This window comes from Nostoc sp. JL31, from assembly GCF_017114965.1.
In the GTDB taxonomy this organism is placed as follows: domain Bacteria; phylum Cyanobacteriota; class Cyanobacteriia; order Cyanobacteriales; family Nostocaceae; genus Nostoc; species Nostoc punctiforme_A.
Map to the genome: position 1 here is coordinate 48,253 of NZ_JABXKO010000034.1, position 20,129 is coordinate 68,381.

Genomic DNA, 20,129 nt, shown 5'->3' on the forward strand with positions numbered 1-20,129 from the left:
AAAACTATTGTATGATTGAAAAATTGTTTGCAGCTAGATGCAATGTTTTAAAAGTATTAGTTTTATCTACCATGTTTACAATGTAGCAAATCCGTATCTTAGTGAATAACTAAATACTAGAAACAGTCAAAAATAAAAAAATACAATTAAGTTTTATAAAATAATTATAAATTATTCCTGAAGATAGAAGCACTCGCTATTTAATTATTTCTCTAGAGCTATTTGCAAATTCAATTGAGCATCAGAGAATATTTCTATCAACCCTTGATATTACAAACACGTTCTATGGCAAAGCCAATTGAATTTAATTTATTTGCACCTTACAACAAAGGAGCCGCATTAATTGGTTCTTTTTCTGATTGGCAAGAAATTCCAATGAAAAGAGGTGATGATGGTTATTTTCGCACAAGTGTTGAATTAGAAGATGGCGTTTATAAATATAAATTCCGCGTTCAATCAAATTCATGGTTTTTTGAACCAGAACAATGGGTTGATGTTACAGACCCTTATGCAACTGACATAGATGAACAAAGTGGAAAAGATGATGGCGTTATCCGAATCAAAGATGGGAAGAGGATTACTGATACTTATGTTTGGCAACATGATGATAAACCTTTACCTGCTGACCACGAATTAGTAATTTATGAATTGCACGTTGGTGACTTTTCTGGTGGCGAGGACGATCCTTATGCACGAGGTAAATACAAACACGTCATTGAAAAGTTAGATTATTTGTGTGAACTGGGAGTCAATGCTATTGAGTTGATGCCACTTAAAGAATATCCTGGTGATTATAGTTGGGGCTATAATCCGCGCCACTTTTTTGCAACAGAATCAAGTTATGGTTCTACGGCTGAATTAAAAAAATTGATTGATGAGTGTCACGGCAAAGGTATTCGTGTAATTCTTGACGGTATTTATAACCACTCAGAAGCATCTGCTCCCTTAACACAAATTGACCACGATTATTGGTATCATCACGAACCTCGTGACCCTGATAATAATTGGGGGCCTGAGTTTAATTACGAACATTATGATGAAAAATTAGATATTAAGCCAGCCTGGAAATTTACTGGTGAGGCAATCCGTTTTTGGATATCAGAATATCATCTTGATGGTATTCGCTATGATGCGGCGCGGCAAATTGCTAACTACGACTTCATGCACTGGATTGTTCAGGAAGCTAAAAAAACTGCTAGCATGAAGCCTTTTTACAACGTTGCCGAACATATTCCTGAAACTCCCAGCATTACCAATGTCGATGGGCCAATGGATGCTTGCTGGCATGACAGTTTTTATCACTGCATTCTAGAACACATTTGCGGTGATACATTTGATTTAGAGCGTCTCAAAGATGTCATTGACTGCAAGCGCCAAGGCTTTTTGGGTGCCACCAATGTGGTAAATTACCTCACTAACCACGACCATAATCATGTCATGGTTGAACTGGGGAACCGTGAGATTTTTGACGAAGAAGCCTTTAGGCGGGTTAAATTAGGAGTAGCCATCCTAATGACTGCTGTTGGTGTGCCTTTGATTTGGATGGGAGAAGAATTTGGCGAGTATAAACCCAAACAACCTGAATCATCCAAAATTGATTGGACGCTGTTAAGTAATGATTTAAATCGTAGTTTATTTGATTCATACAAAGGCTTAACCAACCTGCGTAAAAGTAATCATGCTCTCTACACGGAAAATATTGATTTTATCCACGAAAATGCAGAGGCAAAAGTATTAGCTTATACTCGTTGGAATGATGAAGGTTCTCGTGTAGTTGTAATTGCAAATTTCTCAGGAGATTTTCTAGCTGGCTATCATGTTCCTAACTTTCCTAGCGCTGGTACATGGCACGAGTGGACAGGCAATTATGATGTCGAATCTGGTGATGATGGGATCATCACAGACTTGGGGCCATACGAAGCGAAAGTGTTTGTATGGCAGTGATTATATACACTACCACTGAATCAGTAGTCTAATAGCAAAGAAAAGGGGAAATATCTTTTCCCCTTTTCAGTTATTATCTTAGTTCACTCATAGCTTAATTAGAAATTTGTCAAGTAAAAAATAAGCTATTTTAAAATTTCATGGGTTTGTGTTACACTTCTGAGTTGAAGTGCGTATATAAAATTGCCAGAGCATCCCCATGCACAACAAATTATTTAATAGTAATATCGACAACGCTAACATTGAGAACGATCGCATTTTATTAACTCCCAATGAAGTAAAGTCAAAATTACCTTTAACACAATTAGCCGAACAAAGAGTTTTAGCATATAGACAGGAAATAGAAGATATCCTCGATTTTCAGGATCGCAGGAAATTTATAGTAGTTGGCCCATGCTCAATCCACGACCCAAAAGCAGCGCTCGAATATTCTGAGAGATTGAAAATATTGTCCGAGCGAGTCAAGGATAACTTGCTATTAATTATGCGAGTATATTTTGAAAAACCAAGAACAACCGTAGGCTGGAAAGGTTTAATTAACGATCCAGATATGGATGATTCTTTCCATGTAGAGAAAGGTTTATTAATTGCACGGGAGCTACTATTAAAAATTACAGAGTCGGGATTACCTGCTGGCACAGAAGCACTAGACCCAATCATCCCTCAATACATCAGTGAACTGATTACATGGTCTGCCATTGGCGCACGCACAACTGAATCACAAACTCACCGCGAAATGGCAAGTGGACTTTCGATGCCTGTGGGTTTTAAAAACGGTACTGACGGCAATATTCAAGTAGCTTTGAATGCCCTCCAATCAGCTGGAAACCCGCATAATTTTCTAGGAATTAATCAAAACGGACAGGTCAGCGTCTTTCAAACTAAAGGTAATGGGTACGGTCACGTAATTTTAAGGGGTGGTAGTCAACCCAACTTTGATCCAGCAAATGTCAAACTGGTAGAAGAGAAATTAAAACAGGCAAATTTACCACCGAGAATTGTGATCGATTGTAGCCACGGCAATACTAATAAAGATTACAAATTACAAGGTGCTGTCTTAGAAAATATTATTCAGCAAATAGTTGATGGTAATACATCAATTGTTGGCATGATGCTGGAATCGCATTTGTATGAGGGTAGTCAACCAATTACAGGTAAACAAGAAGAATTAAAATATGGTGTTTCTGTAACTGACAAATGTATTAGCTGGGAAGAAACTGAAAAAATTATTTTGGCTGCTCACGAAAAACTTAAATGAGTAGTCAGAAGTCAGAAGTCAGAATTCAGAATGTAATGAATGGGAGCATCCCGTTTTGGCAGATCGCCGGCGCACGCTACGCGAAGAGAAGTGAAGTATGGGGCTATAACAAACTTTCGTCCGCCTGCGCGGACTCTATAAAACCCAAAGCAGGCGGGTTTAGTCTGTATAGCCGCGATTTCCAATCGCCCAGTGTTTCTTCCAAAAGTGGATGCTCCCTAATGAATGGGGGATTTAGAGGATGTTTGTCAAGTCTGAAAGTATACTAAAAACCCCGTTTTCATTCCTCTCACTGTTTCGGCTACAGTCAGAAAATGGAGATAAATCTAATGTTTTCTGCTTTTTCCTAATGTACAACTTTAGGCTTGCCAAGCCACTACTGGCGTGACGCAGCTAAAATGTTGCAAAAAAATTTGTAGGTTGGATTGAGCAACGCGAAACCCAACCTACATTTCATACATCATTTTAAGCTTGCCACGCCACTACAAAACTAATGACCTGGAAAAACGCCCAAGTGGTGGCAATAAATTTTATCTGTCGAGAGAAAAGTTTTAGATTTGCAGCGTCAGCTTCTTGCAGGGTATGAGAGTTCAGTGGCCCCAAATCAGTAGCAGTCGAATCCCCAACAGAAGAGCTACCTCCTGCCATCTTTAACCTTTAAGATATACCCAAGATAGATGTAATAGGATCTAAGATGTGCTAGTTACTCAATACTACCAACTGTAGGATTGAAAATTAGTATTTTTCTACATAAAATTAAAAATCTAAAATTAAAAATTGGTAACACTGATGGTTAGGAGTGTTAGAGTTTCAAGAAATTCACCGAAACTTTTCAGCGGGTATTCATGCTGAAGAAACTACAGAAAAAGCAAATTTCGATAATTGCGGGTGCGGCACTGTTTGCCTTTTTAGCTGGGGCAATGGTATCAGCACCTCAGATTGGCAAGTCTCTGGGGAAATGGCTCAAACTGAGTCAAAATCAAACAGAGCAAACATCAGAGGGTAGCATTGCTCAATCAGCCGTCTTTCCACTGATATCACAATCTCTACCAGAACGGGCGGCAAAACTAGCAGCGATCGCTCAAGAATCGCGATCGCCCGATCGAAATCGCGCTCGTTATCTTTTGGCGAGTGATTATATTGAAAGAACTCAAGGGCAAAAAGCTCTAGTTTTACTCCAAGGACTAGAGAAAGACTATCCCATCCTCGCGCCCTACATTTTGCTCAAACAAGCTCAGGCAGAGGATATGCTGGGCGAGGACGGCAAAGCCTCGGATCTCAGGCAAAGGGTGCTGAAACAGTATCCCAAAGAAGCGGCCAGTGTGAAAGCGCTATATCTGATTGCTCAACCAAAGCAACAAGAAACTGCGATCGCTCAATTTCCTTCTAATCCTCTAACTTGGGAAATTATCCGCAAACGCTTGCAAGAAAATCCCAATCAGCCACAATTACAATTGATTTTGGCTAAGTATGCCTACGATCAACCAGGTATAGTGGGCGTTTTGGATCAGCTAGTAAAACAGCCCAACCTCAAACCTGAAGACTGGGAACTCATTGGTACAAGCTATTGGGAAAATAGTCAATTTCCCAAAGCGGCTAATGCTTACGCCAAAGCACCCAAAACATCGCGCAACCTCTACCGTACTGCACGGGGGTTACAGGTGGGAGGCAAAGATAAAGAAAAAGCGATGCCTGCGGCGGGCTACGCCTACGCCACCTATAAACAATTAGTGCAGCAATTTCCCAATAGTGAGGAAGCTGGTACGGCACTACTGCGGTTAGCAGAAACCGCAAAAACACCTAAAGACGGTTTACCCTATCTTGACCAGGTAATTAGTAAATTTCCCAAACAAGCTGGTACTGCACTGGCACAAAAAGCCAAAATCCAAACTCTCAAGGATCAAAAGTCAGCTAGCGCAGCGTGGCAATTACTCATAAGTAAATACGGTAACTCTGACGAAGCAGCAGAATACCGTTGGAAAATTGCCCAAGATAAAGCCGAAGCCAAAGATTACGTCGGTGCTTGGCAATGGGCAGAACCAATCGTCACTAATAATCCCAATAGTATTTTGGCTCCAAGAGCGGGCTTTTGGGTAGGTAAATGGGCGGCTGCACTGGGGAAACAGCAAGAATCTAAAACTGCTTATGAGTATGTGATTAGTCAGTTTCCCTACTCTTACTATGCATGGCGAGCCGCGACCATGTTGGGGCTAAATGTTGGCAACTTTGACAACGTGCGCGTTATGAACCCAGAAGTAATCGCACCCCAGCGTCCAGTACCGCCTGCTGGTTCTGAAACTTTCAAAGAATTGTATCTGCTAGGTCAAGACCGCGATGCCTGGTTACAATGGCAAACAGAATTTCAGAACAAAATTCAGCCAACGGTAGCAGAGCAATTTACTGAAGGGTTGATGCGGCAGGCTAAAGGAGAAAATCTCATCGGAATTGATGAAATTTCTAAATTAGAAGACCGGGAAATACCAGCCGAACTTGCCCAATATCAGATTCTGAGTAAACAAATTACCTACTGGCAAGCGCGTTATCCATTTCCTTATCAGCGAGAGATTGAAAAGTGGTCTATTGACCGTAAACTTAATCCTCTGCTAGTAACTGCTTTGATGCGTCAAGAGTCACGGTTTGAACCAAAAATCAAGTCTGTCGCTGAAGCTACTGGTTTAATGCAGGTGTTGCCGAGTACAGCTAAATGGATCGCCCCACAAATCAAGGTGGATTTCAAAACAATAAACTTAGAAAATCCCAACGATAACATCATGCTGGGTACATGGTATTTGGGTCATACCCATGATCAATATAACAATAACTCTTTGCTGGCGATCGCTAGTTACAATGCTGGCCCCGGCAATGTCTCCAAATGGTTGCAAACTCTAACTACAAAAGATCCAGATGAGTTTGTTGAACAAATTCCCTTTGATGAAACTAAAAACTATGTGCGGCAAGTATTTGGCAACTACTGGAATTATCTAAGGCTTTACAACCCTGAGATTTCTGGCATAGTGACAAAATATTCTGTTCAACACCCACAGCTACTGGCGCGATAAAGTTAAAAAGTTACAGCTATTTTCAGGTAAATAGACCACGCGCTAGGGGCGCAAGGCATTGCGCCCCTACTGGAAATTGTGCTGGAAATGGGGTTAGGAAACACACTTTTTGCAGAGGCGATCGCTAATAGGTTGAGTTTATTTCATGTGTAGGCGTTAATATATCTTAATGTATTTAGTATTGCTTATTTAGCGCCCCAATGGAGTTAACTTCAAAAGAATTTAAATCAGAACTGATATTAGAAGCCCAAGCCTGCCTGCAATTAGCAGTTCCCTTGGTAATTACTCAAATATTAGAAGCGGGCATTCCTTTACTGGATGGGGTGATGATGGGTTTACTTAACAGCCAAGCTTTAGCTGCGGGTGCTTTAGGTGCTGTTACCTTTTCTACCCTAGCTTCCGTTTGTCGTTCTGTTCTTTCAGCTGCGGGTGTCAGCGTCGCCAATGCTTTTGGTGCAGGAAAGATAGACCAAGTGAGCCGTGCTACCGGTCAAGGAATTTGGTTAGCCGTGACGATGTGCTTACCTGTGATGTTTATCATTTGGCACTTTGACTATATCCTGCTGCTGACTGGTCAAGAAGAAAGCAATGTGTTATTAGCTCAAACATATTTGCGGTCTATTGTTTGGGGTTTTCCGGCTGTACTCGGTTTTTGTATCTTAAAAGAAGTTAGCTCTGCCCTAAATCGCCCCCAATTCTTAACAGTAATTACGGTAGCTGGACTATTATTAAATGGGATTGCTAATTATGTGTTAATGTTCGGCAAATTTGGTTTACCAGCCCTTGGTTTAGCTGGTATCGGTTGGGGAAGCACACTCATTTTTTGGCTAAATTTTCTCGCTGCTGCCAGTTGGATTTGCTTTGATAAGTACTTTAAAGACTATCAGCTTGATTGTGCTTTGCATCAGTTTGATAAAGATATGTTTATAGATATCTTCCAAACTGGGTGGTTTTTGGGCTTGCAGTATGGGGCAGAAATTGGAGTATTCACTGCCACTGCTTTAATGATGGGGTGGTTTGGAACAGAGACGTTAGCAGCCCATGAAATTACCGTCGAGACAGAAAGTTTTGTCGAAACAGTGTCTATAGGTATTTCCTATGCCGTCACGATGAGAGTAGGACAGTTGAGGGGACAAAATGATCTCAAGGGTGCAAGCAGAGCGGGATTAGTCTGCATTGCGCTTGTTACTCCTTTTGTGAGTATTGTGGCACTAATTTTTTGGCTGTTTCCCAACTATATTGTGGCAATGTATTTGGACACCAGTAATCTAGATAATATCGAGATAGTTAAAACGGCAACTTCTTTCCTCGCTGCGGGGGCAATAGTTCAAATATTTTATTCTATTCAGACTATTGCTGCTGGTGCTTTAATCGGGTTGAAAGACACCAAAGTGCCAGTGTTAATTACTATGTTCGCTTACTGGGTAGTAGGTCTAGGTGGTGGCTCTCTGATGGCATTCACTTGCGGCTGGGGTGCTATAGGTTTATGGTTGGGTTTAGTACTAGGGCTACTTATGGGTGCAATGCTTTTAACTGGGCGTTTTTATCTTTTGACTTCTGAGATTGAGTCTGTTTGACTAAAAAATGTAGAGAGACAAGGGAGGAGAAGTATAGTTTATTACACAACTCTCGGAAAATAAAGCATAGAAGTAAGTGAGATAGGTAACTCAAATGCTGAGAAATGAGTACCTCAAACAGTGGCCGCGCATTGTATCAAAAATGCCCACTTCTCATTACTTTCTCATTACTATTGAGGAGGTCTAAGTCTATCCCGCCAAGATGGTGGTGACGATGAAGAACCTGAAGAACCTGAACTATTTGCAGGAGACGACTCTCGCCGAGTTCTTCTCGGCGGGGGTGAATCAGATTCTACTCTTCTAGAACGTCGCCGTGGAGTAGATGATTCTGAGGAGGAGTTACTAGAACTTGATTCGCTGCGATCGCGCCTTCTGCGTTTTGGGGTATAATCGCTCGATTGCTGTTCTTCTTGAGAATAGCTTCTTCTGCTTCTACGTCTGCGAGATGAACCACTCTCATCAGAATTTCTCGCGCTTTCCCCTTCTGAGTCATCATCATTAGAGGCAATAGAACGATTCAGCATTTGTTTGGGCTTGATAGACTGGGCTTTGATAGTGCCTTTGCGACCGTCTAACTTGGGTCGTTTGGGAAACTTTTCTACAGGCATCCCCTCTACAGCTTTTTCCATAAATTCGTGCCAAGTGTAAGCGGCACTACTACTACTGCCATAAGTGGGGCGGTTATCATCGTTACCTAGCCATACCCCTGTCACCATTTGAGGAATGTAGCCAATAAACCATAAATCGCGGGCTTCGTCGGAGGTGCCGGTTTTGCCTGCAACTTGTCTATTATCTAATTGGGCAGCACCGCCAGTTCCCGCTTCGACGACGTTGCGTAGCATCCAAGTCATGATGGCGGCACTGTCAGCATCAAGGGCACGTTTTGACTTGAAATTAGCTGACCAGATGACTTTGCCTTGGCGGTTGAGGATGCGGGTAATACCATGAGGTTCTGCGTGCAATCCCTGAGTCGCAAAACTGCCATAAGCGCTGGTTAACTCTAACAGATTGACTTCATTTGAACCCAGAGCCAAAGAGTAGGTGGGCTTGAGTTCAGATTTTATCCCCATCTCATGAGCAAGTTTAATGGTTGGTGTAAATCCCACATCAATCAACACCTTGACCGCAACAATATTAACAGAGCGAGTGAGGGCATCTCGGATGTTCATTGAACCCCGGAAGTTTTCACTATAGTTTTTCGGTTCATAGCCGTCTACGACAAAGGGCGCATCCTCGTAGCTATCGTAGGGGCTCTTGCCGGTAGCGATCGCAGTGGCATATACAAACCCTTTAAATGTCGATCCTGGCTGCCGTTGTGCTTGGGTAACTCGATTAAACTGGTTTTTACCAAAGTCTTTTCCCCCAACCATTGCCTTAATTTCACCGTTGCGGGGGTCTATGGCCACCATTGCCGCTTGCTTAAAGTTTTCCCAGCGTCCTTGATTTCGCAATGTTTTTGCAACTGCCTCTTCTGCCACTTTCTGCCAACTTGGGTTGAGGGTGGTTTCTACTAGTAAACCCCCACTTTTTAGCACATTAGCAGAAACATACTTGGGCAATTCTTTTTGGATATAGCTGGTAAAGTAGGGTGATTCTACTTGGACTCGTTTGGGTGAACTGCTTTTGAGGGTTAATGGCTCCTGAACGGCTGCTTGCCTTTGCTCTGGTGTAATTACTTTATCTTCCTGCATCCGTAGCAATACTAAGTCCCGCCGCCGTTTTGCCGCTTCGGGATTTTTGTCTGGGGCGTATAAGCTCGGAGCAGGAGCTAATCCCGCAATCGTTGCCATTTGGGCGAGAGAAAGTTGATCTGGCGACTTACTAAAGTATACCCAGGCGGCATCTGCCACACCATAAGCTCCAGATCCCAAATAAACCAGATTCAGGTAACGCTCTAGAATCTGATCCTTGGTTAATTCTTGCTCCATTTTTTGGGCTAGGCGGACTTCCTTGAGTTTGCGCCAGATTGTCTGCTCTTGTTTTAAAAATAGAATCCGCGTTAGCTGTTGAGTGATGGTGCTACCACCTTCTACCACACCTTGCGATCGCAAATTATTCAAACCCGCTCTGACAATCCCTTGCGGATCAACTCCGTTGTGTTGCCTAAATCTTCTATCTTCTGAGGCAATGAAAGCTTTTTTTAAATTATCTGGTATTTGTTCCAGCTTTAGCTGTTCTCTGGTTGCTTCGCCTTGTTGTTGTAATATGCTGCCATCAGCAGCTTTAATAGTCAGTGTTTGCTCTCGAAACACAGCATTCAGCTCGGACTGATCTGGCAAAGTCCGATCTATTAAACTGATGCCGTAGATCGAGGCAGCTATCCCACCACTAACACCTAAACCTGCCCAAAACCAGAAGCGGCGATAGAGTGGTTTAGTGCCAGTTGCCCGATTGGCCCTCATCTTAGATGGTAAAATTTTCATTTTGCTCAGTAACTGCCTCGTCTGCGCCAGATGTGTTGGTGGTAAGCTCTCATTCGTTCCTCCTTGTCCAGAGTCACTCAAATATAGTTGGTCTTCGCTTGAACCAGGAGGTAAGCTTCCCCACGTCAGTTCCTCGCTCAAAGTAGTAAGCAGCAATTATATAACCACTATCAATCAACTTTGGGGTTATAGCACTACCATTGTGTTAGTATAATATCCTATAAATAATTAACTGAATTCACCATAAAATAATGTTTTTTAAATTTGGTTAATTTAGTTTTGTAAAAAAGCTTTAATTTCGATAAATACTGGGAATATAAAAGCTATTGACAAGCATCCGCAAAGACAGCCCTAAAACGGCTTATTTTAGGAAAGTATGATGCCTACACCGGGCTACGACGAAGCATTAAGACGAAGCGCCGTTGCTCTTGGTAGTAATATCGGCGATTCCCAGACAATTTTAGAAGCAGCTATAGAGACTTTAGCCCAAACGCCAGGTATTGTTTTAGAAGCCAGATCCCATTGGTATCAAACCAAAGCTGTCGGGCCACCACAGCCAGATTACCTCAATGGCTGCGTCACCTTGCAGGTAGAAATACTCCCCCAGCAGTTATTAGAAATTTTGTTAGGAATTGAACAACAATTTGGGCGTGTGCGTCAGGAACGCTGGGGGCCACGAATTCTAGATTTGGATTTGTTATTATATGATGACATTACTTTGGATACACCAAATCTCCAGATTCCCCATCCACGAATGCGGGATCGGGCCTTTGTATTAGTCCCACTGGCAGAAATTGCCCCAGATTGGATAGAACCAGTTTCCGGGTGTGTTATTAAAGAGCTGCTGAAAGAGGTAGACTGTTCTGATGTACATTTATGGATGGACAATTAAAAACACCATCCTTAAAACCAGAAGAACACTGATTTTTCCTCTGTATTCACAGATAATCAGATTTTACTATGCCATTAGGTAGAGAATTACCACAACTGCTGAGACAACGCCTGTTTCATAAAGGACGCAAGTTTGATTTTGAAGTTAATCGCTTGCGTTTACCGAATAAATCGGAAGGAGAATGGGAATGTATTCGTCACCCTGGCGGTGCTCTAGCTGTGCCAGTGACAGCGGAAGGTAAACTTATACTGGTGCGCCAGTACCGTTTTGCGATTCAGGGACGGATATTAGAATTTCCGGCGGGGACATTGGAAGGAAATGAACAGCCTTTAGAAACAATACAGCGTGAAATTGCCGAAGAAACTGGCTATAGTGCCCATAAATGGGATAAATTAGGCGAATTTTTCCTAGCTCCTGGCTATTCTGATGAAATTATCTATGCTTTTCTGGCGCGAGATTTAGAAAAGCTGGAGACACCACCACCACAAGATGGAGACGAGGATATCGAAACTGTGTTTATGACTCCTGAAGAATTAGAAAAAGCTATTCTGGAGGGAGAGCCGGTAGATGCAAAATCAGTTTCTAGCTTTTTTCTGGCGCGTCCGTTTTTAGTTTAATACCCTTATGCTGCTAGAGTTAGCGATCGCAGATGCCTACGGTGCAGGCTTTGAATATGCAGACAAAATGATCGTTAATAACGATTTGAGTCGATACGTTCAACATCCGCGTTTTCGACTCAATCCTGGCAGCTACACCGACGACACCCAAATGAGTATTGCCATTGCGGAAGTGATTGTCGCTCAAGCACCGTGGACGGCAGAAGTTTTAGTCGATAGCTTTGTTACAGCCTTCAAACGTGATGAGAGAGAAGGTTATTCTCGAAACTTCTACCATTTTCTCAGAGAAATTCAGGATGGGGAAGAGTTTTTAAAGAAAATTAACCCTGATAGTGACAAAAGCGGGGGAGCAATGCGTGCAGCACCCATTGGCATCTATCCCACACCAGAAAAAGTGATTGAGGCAGCAACAATTCAAGCGGCAATTACCCACAATACAACCGATGGGATCAATGCTGCCGTTGCGGCTGCCTTAATGTCGCATTATTTTATCTATCGACTGGGAGCAAAACGCAAATTAGGACGGTTTCTGGAAGGTTATGTATCTGGAGAGTGGAATAAACCGTGGGAAGGTAAAGTCAAGTCTAAAGGCTGGATGAGTGTCAGAGCAGCGATTACTGCGGTGATGCGAAATGACAGCATGAGCGAACTTTTACAAGATTGTATCGCTTTTACTGGGGATGTAGATACAGTAGCCACAATCGCTTTGGCTGCTGGTTCTTGTAGCGAGGAATATTACTCAAGACATTCCTAATCATCTTGTCACAGCGTTAGAGAATGGAGCTTCCGGTAGAGATTACCTCATCGAACTGGATAAGCAGTTAATGAGTTTGGTGGGTAAAAAGATTGGCTAAATCTAATACATCAGAGTAGCACTAGTAATCTTAGTTTTCTAATTTTGGAGCGAGTTGAGTTCAGATGCTCAAAAGGCTAGATTTTAGTGTTTAAAGTTATATATCACCTCTTTTTTCAACATTTAAAACCTTTGGGTTTAAGTTATTTATTTACAGATATACAACTAACATATTATATGTTAAATATCGGCAAAGGTCGTAATTTGCGCGATATAGAAATAACTCAAGAAAATGCTACAAAATATTGGATACAATTATTGAAATGTAATATTACCAAATATCCATATTTAGGTTAATTTGGTGTTTTTTAAAATATTTAAAGAAGCAACGCATAGCATTTCGTAGAGAAAGTGATTTGATAAATTAAGCTTTTTAGTGAATTGCGCGTAAATCGTGGTTTTGTTTGTATCGTTGCAGTTGACAACCACCTTTTTAAAGTTCTTATACCAATTCTGTATGAAGATGCGCCAAACTATATGAGGAACGAACCGCAAAGGGCGCATACTCCTACGGATAAGCAAGCTACGCGCAGCGTCTCGTAAGAGTTGGACACAAAGAAGAAAGAAAATTTGGCGCAGCCTCACAAAGAAATGGTATTACTCATTCCCTACGTAGTCAAGAAAGCTGAAAATTACTGTAATCTTCAAAGACTCAGCTAGTTTTAGTGTCAAATAGCTATTTGTTTAGTATTTAGCCGTCCTTCTATATTTGCAGATATATATCGAGATAAACACTCTTATAGATAGAAACATATATTTCTTATATAGCCTAGTTTAAATATCAATTTATACCTTGTGTTCTTTCAAAAAAAGCTCCATGATTGAGAAAGCTCATAACTATAGGTTGGTTAGTTAATAAGTATGCCGATATAGTTCATAAATATTTCTGGTTCATAGCAAGAAAATATCTGATATTTATCTCAAATTTACTTAGGTTGGAGTTTGATTAACTCATGCTAGAAGGATGGATTCAAATTATATTAACGCTACTAATTGTAGTAGCAATTACTCCTGTTTTTGGGCGCTATATGGCGCGTGTCTACCTAGAACAAAGTACTTTTCTCGACCCAATTTTGAATCCCCTTGAGCGAGTGCTTTATTCTTTGGTTGGCGTTAAAACTAAAGAAAATATGACTGGCTGGCAGTATGGCCGGGCAATCCTATACAGCAATGTAGCAATGGGGTTGCTGATTTTCTTGATTATTATGAATCAAGGATGGCTGCCATTAAACCCAACCAAGATAGATGCCCCTACTTGGGATACAGTGCTGCATACGACTATTTCTTTTATTACTAACACCAACCAGCAGCACTATTCTGGTGAAACCTACATGAGCTATGGCAGCCAAATGTGGGGACTTGGCTATCACATGTTTACCTCTGCTGCCACTGGTTTAGCGGTGGGAATTGCCTTTATTCGCGGATTGACGGGGAGATCGTTAGGCAACTTTTATGTAGATTTAATTCGCTCGATTACCCGAATTTTGCTGCCTATTTGTATTGTGGGTGGCATTGCCTTAATGGCAGCTGGCGTTCCCGAAACACTGGCGGGTGCAGTTGTATTCCCTACCTTGGAAAATCCGAATATTAGTCAAGCGATCGCTCGTGGCCCTGTTGCCCATTTTGAAATTATCAAGCAATTAGGGGAAAATGGCGGCGGTTTTTTCGCCATCAACTCCGCACACCCCTTTGAAAATCCCAACGGATTTTCTAACTTGATTCAGATTGTCGCCATGCTTTCGATTCCTACTTCCCTAATTTACACTTACGGGTTGTTTGCGAATAACACCAAACAAGCTTGGTTAGTCTACGGTATGGTAGGCGTTCTCTATTTAGTATTTATCATCGTCACTGCCATTGGTGAATACAACGGCAATCCGGCTGTGAATGCACTGCTGGGTAGTCAGCAACCAAACTTGGAGGGAAAAGAAGTCCGGTTTGGTTGGGCACAATCTGCATTATTTGCAACGAGTACAACTGGTACTATGTGCGGTGCAGTCAACAGTTTACACGACTCCTTCATGCCCAACGGCGGTTTTATTACCCTTTCCAATATGTTCCTGCAAATTATTTGGGGTGGACAGGGTACAGGAACCGCTTATCTATTTGCTTACCTGATTTTGGCTGTGTTCGCCACAGGGTTGATGGTGGGACGCACACCCGAATTTCTCGGACGCAAAATTGAGAAGCGCGAGGTTGTCCTTGCTAGTTTCCTGATTTTGCTAGTTCACCCGATCGCAATTATGATTCCCGCAGGTATCGCCTTGGCGTTTCCCGATCAACTAGCAGGAATTAGTAATCCCGGTTTTCACGGCTTTGCTCAAGTCATCTATGAATATGCCTCCGCTGCTGCTAACAATGGTTCTGGCTTTGAAGGTTTGGGAGATTCACAACCTTCACCATTTGCGATCGCTACAGGTACAGCACCAACTTTAACCGCTCTGTGGTGGAACTTGAGTACCTGTTTCAGTTTAATTGCAGGGCGTTATGTTCCCATCATCGGTTTGCTGTTTTTAGCAGATAGTATGTCTCGTAAACAAGCGGTTCCTTACACCACTGGTACATTGCGAACCGATACCGGACTATTTACAGGCGTTACCGCAGGCGTGATTTTAATTCTGGGCGCACTTACATTTTTCCCAGTCTTAGCATTGGGGCCCATCGGTGAAGCTTTCTTTATTGCCAAAGGTATCGGCTAAGGGGATGGGGATGAGGAGACAAGGGGACAAGGGGCATTGGTGTTAACTTAAGCTCAAACGCTTATTCTACAGGCGTTTTACCCCCCTTAATCCCCCCTTATAAAGGGGGGAAACAAGAAAATCCAGTTCCCTCCCCTTTATAAGGGGAGGGTTAGGGTGGGGTAATACAGATCGTGATGGGAAGCCCGTTTGGACAAGGGTTTCACGTTAAGTTGACACCAATGGACAAGGGGACAAGGGACAGGGGGAATTAGAGACTGATTCATCACTTCGGAACTCCATTCATCGACCTCAGAACTCCATTCATTGACCTCAGAACTCCATTCCTTGATCTCAGAACTTCATTCATCGACCTCGGAACTCCGTTTATCGATTTCGTCACTCCGTTTATCGATCCCGGCACTCCGTTTATCGATTTCGTCACTCCGTTTATCGATCTCGTCACTCCGTTTATCGATTTCGTCACTCCGTTCATCGACCTCAATGACTCATGCTCAAAATTTAATGTATGCCAATTACTACTGATTCTCCCTCCTCCCGTATTCCATCTGGAACTCGTGACTCGCGCAAACACACCCCCAAGACAGATATGGGGGGACTTTACCAGAGAGCAATTCGTGAGTCATTTATTAAGCTCGATCCGCGAATTACTGTCAGAAACCCAGTGATGTTTGTTGTTTGGGTAGGGACAATTGTCACCTTGCTTGTTACCCTTAACCCAAATTTGTTTGGCACAATCCAAGCAGATGTTAACCAACAACGCGTCTTAAATGGGTTAATTACCTTTATTCTTTTTTTCACCCTCGTTTTTGCCAATTTTGCCGAAGCCGTAGCTGAAGGACGCGGTAAAGCACAAGCTGATTCACTGCGATCGACGCGATCGGATACGATCGCTAATAAAATCCTCCCCGATGGTTCGATACAACAAGTCAATTCTACGGAACTGCGACGGGGCGATTTGGTAAAAGTCAGTGCTAATAATATGATTCCCGCCGATGGGGATGTAATTAAAGGCATTGGTTCAGTGGATGAGTCGGCAATCACTGGGGAATCTGCCCCGGTACTGAAGCAACCAGGTACAGATATAGCCAGTTCAGTGACAGGCGGTACACGCCTACTTTCCGATGAGTTGACAATTCGCATTAGTGCTGACCCTGGACAAGGCTTTATCGATCGCATGATTGCCCTAGTAGAAGGAGCAGAACGCAGCAAGACTCCCAATGAGATTGCTTTGACGGTATTGTTGGCTGTGTTAACGCAGGTGTTCTTAATTGTGGTGGCGACAATGCCCCCATTTGTCGGTTACATCGCCAGCTTTATCAGCACAGCCTTTGGAGTTGAGGCAGGAAACAGTTTGCGGGCGGGTGCTAGCGTTGCTATTCTCATCTCGCTACTGGTAGCTTTAATTCCCACAACTATCGGTGGTTTACTCAGTGCGATCGGCATCGCTGGCATGGATAGAGTTGCCCAATTTAACGTCATTGCTACCTCTGGTCGAGCAGTAGAAGCTTGCGGTGACATCAACACCTTGGTGCTGGATAAGACAGGCACAATCACCTTGGGAAATCGGATGGCTGACGAGTTTATTCCCCTGGATAACCACTCAATAATAGATGTGGCGCGAGTCTCCCTAGCTGCTAGCTTATTTGACGAAACGCCAGAAGGCAAATCGATTGTGATATTGGCAGAAAAGTCCCAGGCTGGGGTAGATTTTAACATTGATAAAGCCGAAGGTGTAGAATTTTCTGCGAAAACCCGGATGAGTGGCACGAATCTACCCGATGGTAAACAAATTCGCAAAGGTGCAGTAGATGCCATTAAGGGATTTGTCCGTTCTCGTGGCGGTAATGTTCCTGATGATATAGATGCAGCTTATGAGCGAGTTTCCCGGTTAGGCGGTACACCCTTGGCTGTTTGCCAAGATGAGAAAATTTATGGTGTCATCTACTTGAAAGATATTGTCAAACCTGGTCTGCGGGAACGATTTGACCAACTCCGGCGCATGGGTGTTCGCACCATCATGCTCACAGGTGACAATCGAATTACCGCTTCGGTGATTGCCCAAGAAGCTGGGGTGGATGATTTCATTGCCGAAGCGACTCCAGAAGACAAAATTGAGGTGATTCGCTCGGAACAATCTCAGGGTAAACTGGTGGCAATGACCGGGGATGGTACGAACGATGCGCCTGCTTTGGCTCAAGCAAATGTGGGTGTGGCGATGAATTCGGGGACGCAAGCTGCCAAAGAAGCTGCTAACATGGTGGACTTAGACTCAGATCCCACGAAGCTAATTGACTTAGTAACCATCGGTAAACAGTTGCTAATTACTCGTGGAGCCTTGACAACATTCTCCATCGCTAACGATATTGCCAAGTATTTTGCGATCATTCCGACTATTTTTGCTGCTGCTGGAATCGGCGCACTGAATATTATGGGATTAAAGAGTGCCCAATCTGCGATCGTCTCAGCGCTAATTTACAACGCCTTGATTATTCCGGCACTAATTCCGCTGGCACTTAAAGGGGTGAAGTTTTTACCTTTAACAGCAGATCAACTGCTACGTCGCAACATCTTCATCTTTGGTCTTGGCGGTATCGTTGCTCCGTTCATTGCCATCAAACTGATAGATATTATCCTACCTTTGTCTTAATTTACTATGAAACCTATTCAGATCCGACGCACTATTCTTGCATCCCAAGTATTAGAAGAAATAACTGAAATCTGGTGTCAATGGCGTAGACAAAAGCTGCCACTGTATTTGTTCTTGGCGATGTGTTTCAACCTAGTGGTTGCACCTCTAGTCTATGCCGCTACTGGCGAACAACTTTCCCGCAGTCAATCTTGGGGATTGGGGTTGTTAGGACTGGTGACACTAGGGCTTTCCATCTATTTATTTTTTGTAATGTTTGTACCGGAGAAATTCTAATGAGTTTTGCACGTGAAGCCGGTAGAGCTGTTCGGTCTACCTTAGTACTCTGGGTTATTGGAGCGATTATTTATCCTTTTGCGATGATTGCCATTGGGCAGATTGTGTTTCCATTTCAAGCAAACGGTAGTCTCCTGAAAAATAGCACAGGTCAAGTTGTCGGTTCTGCTTTGATTGGTCAACCTTTTAGTAGCGATCGCTATTTTAACAGCCGTCCCAGTACCACCAGCTACAGCACAGCCGATCCTAAAAAAGATGATGCGGGAGTTTTGCAAACCGGAGTTTCTGGTGCTAGCAACTTAGCTCCCAGTAATCCTGCATTAATGGAACGCATTAAAGGTAAAGATGACCCAAACCCCAGCAAAAAAGTTGAAGGTGACTTCAATCGTCTGAAAAAAGCAGGTGTGCAGCCGACTGGCGATTTAATCTACACCTCCGGTTCTAGCCTTGACCCTCACATTACTCCCGAAGCTGCGATCGCGCAAGTTGCACGAGTCGCCAAGGCGCGGGGAGTTCAACCAAACCAACTCGAAACTTTAATTTCTCAAAACACCGATGGTCGCTTTCTTGGCATCTTTGGCGAGCCTGGAGTTAATGTGTTAAAGCTGAATTTAGCTCTGGATAAGATTAAGGGGTAAAGGCTTGGAAAAAAAGTGAGTCTTCTTGATTATTGCTACGTCTCATATTCGGAATAGTTATCTATAGTAATCGTTAATGATTACTTAAAATCTCAAGGCTTAGATTCTCGGCTTATTTAATAGGTCGAGAATCTTGTTTTTAGTAAAGATATATCACATCTATATCTCTAAATATATAACTGTCTAGCTAATTAATAAACATATATTTTATATAATTAATACATTTTATATATCTTCAAAATATATCCTAAAAAAAGCATATTTTTCCTGAAAAGTATTGCACAATACTATGAGAGTTAAAAAACATTTTGTCTTGAGAAACGAAAAAGCTTTAGAACCAAGCCTATTTGGGGTTTTAATCCAAACAAATAGTATTTACTGCGGCATCCATTTAGCTGAAATTCAGTTACCCGAAAAATGTTCTTTCTTGGGAATTTTAAGAGAAGCTAAAGTCATTTCAGCAACAGATAATCCTACTATTTTCAGCGGAGATTACATTTTAGCAATAGCAACCCATCCCATGATGGTTCCCGCTCTCAAAGTTACTCTTAAAAAAATCCATTCAGTTTACTATTCCCTGAACAGTTGCTTATTGGAAGCTAGACCAACAGACAGCCAATCTGTTAATTCAGATTACTCAGACCTATTAAGTACTTTCAATTCCACATATTATTAGACAGATGAAAATTTACCATAGAAATGTAGAGGACAGTTCGAGCTTGCGGCAGCAGGAATAAAATATGTTTTTGCCTCCTGCCTCCTGCCTCCTTAACTTTACTGAACCTGATTTCGACTAACTAAAGGTTTTTAATATGCATACTTCGGAGCTTTTCCGACTTTATGTATCTGCTCAAAAAAATGTTCATCAGTCCACCCTGATTGAAGCTAACCTGGCTAAGGCAACACATAGTGATACCAAACCCCAGGACGGAGACATTCCTTTTATAGCAGTGTTTTTGGCTCACATTTCCTTCATGATTGTTTGGGCAATTGTTGTTTTTATCGTTTCATCTGTCTGCAAGGCATTAGAAGATCCACCAGAAAATGCGGCACAAGATAAAGATGAAATAGTAAGCATCAAACATTCAGAGCAACATACCTGTAAAAAATGCCAATTTTTTAACAATAATTATTTTCTAAAGTGTGCAGTACATCCTACCACTGCTCTAACTAAACAAGCACTAAACTGCTCTGACTACAAACCTAAGTAATCCTAAAATAACTGTAGCCACAGCGATGCAGT

The 20,129-nt window shown here is 42.4% G+C and carries 15 protein-coding genes; 13 read left to right on the top strand and 2 right to left on the bottom strand.

The genetic code is table 11. The features are described from left to right. Nucleotides 1-285: 285 nt before the first annotated feature. Nucleotides 286-1,944, top strand: coding sequence for an alpha-amylase family glycosyl hydrolase (locus HWQ43_RS06535; RefSeq protein ID WP_292731431.1), 1,659 nt, complete (start codon nt 286-288; stop codon nt 1,942-1,944). Between the two features lie 199 nt (nt 1,945-2,143). Next, nucleotides 2,144-3,202, top strand: a complete 1,059-nt coding sequence (locus HWQ43_RS06540; RefSeq protein WP_292731433.1) for a 3-deoxy-7-phosphoheptulonate synthase — start codon at nt 2,144-2,146, stop codon at nt 3,200-3,202. Nucleotides 3,203-3,667: 465 nt separating this feature from the next. Here the strand turns inward: HWQ43_RS06540 and HWQ43_RS06545 are convergent, their stop codons facing one another. Then, the gene (locus HWQ43_RS06545) at nt 3,668-3,850 is read right to left on the bottom strand and encodes a hypothetical protein (RefSeq protein WP_292731435.1); all 183 of its coding nucleotides are present in this window, start codon (nt 3,848-3,850) and stop codon (nt 3,668-3,670) included. Between the two features lie 197 nt (nt 3,851-4,047). Here HWQ43_RS06545 and HWQ43_RS06550 point away from each other — a divergent pair, with 197 nt between their 5' ends. Continuing rightward, a complete protein-coding gene (locus tag HWQ43_RS06550) occupies nt 4,048-6,261 on the top strand; it encodes a transglycosylase SLT domain-containing protein (protein ID WP_292731437.1) in 2,214 nt (737 codons plus the stop codon). A 200-nt stretch (nt 6,262-6,461) separates the two neighbouring features. After that, complete coding sequence (locus HWQ43_RS06555) at nt 6,462-7,838, top strand: MATE family efflux transporter (RefSeq protein ID WP_292731439.1); 1,377 nt, start codon at nt 6,462-6,464, stop codon at nt 7,836-7,838. Nucleotides 7,839-8,008: 170 nt separating this feature from the next. On the opposite strand, the gene HWQ43_RS06560 is transcribed toward HWQ43_RS06555, so the two are convergent. Then, nucleotides 8,009-10,261 carry a transglycosylase domain-containing protein gene (locus HWQ43_RS06560; RefSeq protein WP_292731738.1) on the bottom strand — a complete coding sequence of 751 codons (2,253 nt, stop codon included), beginning with the start codon at nt 10,259-10,261 and terminating at the stop codon, nt 8,009-8,011. A gap of 379 nt (nt 10,262-10,640) precedes the next feature. On the opposite strand from HWQ43_RS06560, the gene folK reads away from it, so the two are divergent. The 9 genes from folK to HWQ43_RS06605 all read left to right on the top strand — a co-directional run bounded on the left by folK (nt 10,641) and on the right by HWQ43_RS06605 (nt 20,097). Beyond that, a complete protein-coding gene (folK, locus tag HWQ43_RS06565) occupies nt 10,641-11,153 on the top strand; it encodes a 2-amino-4-hydroxy-6-hydroxymethyldihydropteridine diphosphokinase (RefSeq protein ID WP_292731740.1) in 513 nt (170 codons plus the stop codon). Between the two features lie 68 nt (nt 11,154-11,221). Continuing rightward, nucleotides 11,222-11,770, top strand: coding sequence for an NUDIX hydrolase (locus HWQ43_RS06570; RefSeq protein ID WP_292731441.1), 549 nt, complete (start codon nt 11,222-11,224; stop codon nt 11,768-11,770). A 7-nt stretch (nt 11,771-11,777) separates the two neighbouring features. Beyond that, nucleotides 11,778-12,524 (top strand): ADP-ribosylglycohydrolase family protein, encoded by a 747-nt coding sequence (locus HWQ43_RS06575; protein WP_292731443.1) that lies wholly within the window; start codon nt 11,778-11,780, stop codon nt 12,522-12,524. Nucleotides 12,525-13,576: 1,052 nt separating this feature from the next. Continuing rightward, nucleotides 13,577-15,322, top strand: a complete 1,746-nt coding sequence (gene kdpA, locus HWQ43_RS06580; RefSeq protein ID WP_292731445.1) for a potassium-transporting ATPase subunit KdpA — start codon at nt 13,577-13,579, stop codon at nt 15,320-15,322. Between the two features lie 508 nt (nt 15,323-15,830). Then, nucleotides 15,831-17,972 carry a potassium-transporting ATPase subunit KdpB gene (gene kdpB, locus HWQ43_RS06585; RefSeq protein WP_292731447.1) on the top strand — a complete coding sequence of 714 codons (2,142 nt, stop codon included), beginning with the start codon at nt 15,831-15,833 and terminating at the stop codon, nt 17,970-17,972. 6 nt (nt 17,973-17,978) lie between these two features. Further along, the gene (locus HWQ43_RS06590; protein WP_292731449.1) at nt 17,979-18,248 is read left to right on the top strand and encodes a potassium-transporting ATPase subunit F; all 270 of its coding nucleotides are present in this window, start codon (nt 17,979-17,981) and stop codon (nt 18,246-18,248) included. Continuing rightward, complete coding sequence (gene kdpC / locus HWQ43_RS06595; RefSeq protein ID WP_292731451.1) at nt 18,248-18,886, top strand: K(+)-transporting ATPase subunit C; 639 nt, start codon at nt 18,248-18,250, stop codon at nt 18,884-18,886. The genes HWQ43_RS06590 and kdpC overlap by 1 nt, the downstream gene beginning before the upstream one ends. 289 nt (nt 18,887-19,175) lie before the next feature. After that, nucleotides 19,176-19,562 carry a TrkA C-terminal domain-containing protein gene (locus tag HWQ43_RS06600; RefSeq protein ID WP_292731453.1) on the top strand — a complete coding sequence of 129 codons (387 nt, stop codon included), beginning with the start codon at nt 19,176-19,178 and terminating at the stop codon, nt 19,560-19,562. A 136-nt stretch (nt 19,563-19,698) separates the two neighbouring features. Continuing rightward, the gene (locus HWQ43_RS06605) at nt 19,699-20,097 is read left to right on the top strand and encodes a hypothetical protein (RefSeq protein WP_292731455.1); all 399 of its coding nucleotides are present in this window, start codon (nt 19,699-19,701) and stop codon (nt 20,095-20,097) included. Nucleotides 20,098-20,129: the final 32 nt, after the last annotated feature.

Excerpts from the sequence above, each read along its gene's own strand:
- HWQ43_RS06535 (WP_292731431.1), top strand. The coding sequence starts at position 286 with ATGGCAAAGCCAATTGAATTTAATTTATTTGCACCTTACAACAAAGGA.
- folK (WP_292731740.1), top strand. The coding sequence starts at position 10,641 with ATGCCTACACCGGGCTACGACGAAGCATTAAGACGAAGCGCCGTTGCT.
- HWQ43_RS06600 (WP_292731453.1), top strand. The coding sequence starts at position 19,176 with ATGAGAGTTAAAAAACATTTTGTCTTGAGAAACGAAAAAGCTTTAGAA.
- kdpA (WP_292731445.1), top strand. The coding sequence starts at position 13,577 with ATGCTAGAAGGATGGATTCAAATTATATTAACGCTACTAATTGTAGTA.
- HWQ43_RS06575 (WP_292731443.1), top strand. The coding sequence starts at position 11,778 with ATGCTGCTAGAGTTAGCGATCGCAGATGCCTACGGTGCAGGCTTTGAA.
- HWQ43_RS06605 (WP_292731455.1), top strand. The coding sequence starts at position 19,699 with ATGCATACTTCGGAGCTTTTCCGACTTTATGTATCTGCTCAAAAAAAT.
- HWQ43_RS06590 (WP_292731449.1), top strand. The coding sequence starts at position 17,979 with ATGAAACCTATTCAGATCCGACGCACTATTCTTGCATCCCAAGTATTA.
- kdpB (WP_292731447.1), top strand. The coding sequence starts at position 15,831 with ATGCCAATTACTACTGATTCTCCCTCCTCCCGTATTCCATCTGGAACT.
- HWQ43_RS06550 (WP_292731437.1), top strand. The coding sequence starts at position 4,048 with ATGCTGAAGAAACTACAGAAAAAGCAAATTTCGATAATTGCGGGTGCG.
- HWQ43_RS06555 (WP_292731439.1), top strand. The coding sequence starts at position 6,462 with ATGGAGTTAACTTCAAAAGAATTTAAATCAGAACTGATATTAGAAGCC.
- HWQ43_RS06560 (WP_292731738.1), bottom strand. The coding sequence starts at position 10,261 with ATGAAAATTTTACCATCTAAGATGAGGGCCAATCGGGCAACTGGCACT.
- kdpC (WP_292731451.1), top strand. The coding sequence starts at position 18,248 with ATGAGTTTTGCACGTGAAGCCGGTAGAGCTGTTCGGTCTACCTTAGTA.
- HWQ43_RS06540 (WP_292731433.1), top strand. The coding sequence starts at position 2,144 with ATGCACAACAAATTATTTAATAGTAATATCGACAACGCTAACATTGAG.
- HWQ43_RS06570 (WP_292731441.1), top strand. The coding sequence starts at position 11,222 with ATGCCATTAGGTAGAGAATTACCACAACTGCTGAGACAACGCCTGTTT.
- HWQ43_RS06545 (WP_292731435.1), bottom strand. The coding sequence starts at position 3,850 with ATGGCAGGAGGTAGCTCTTCTGTTGGGGATTCGACTGCTACTGATTTG.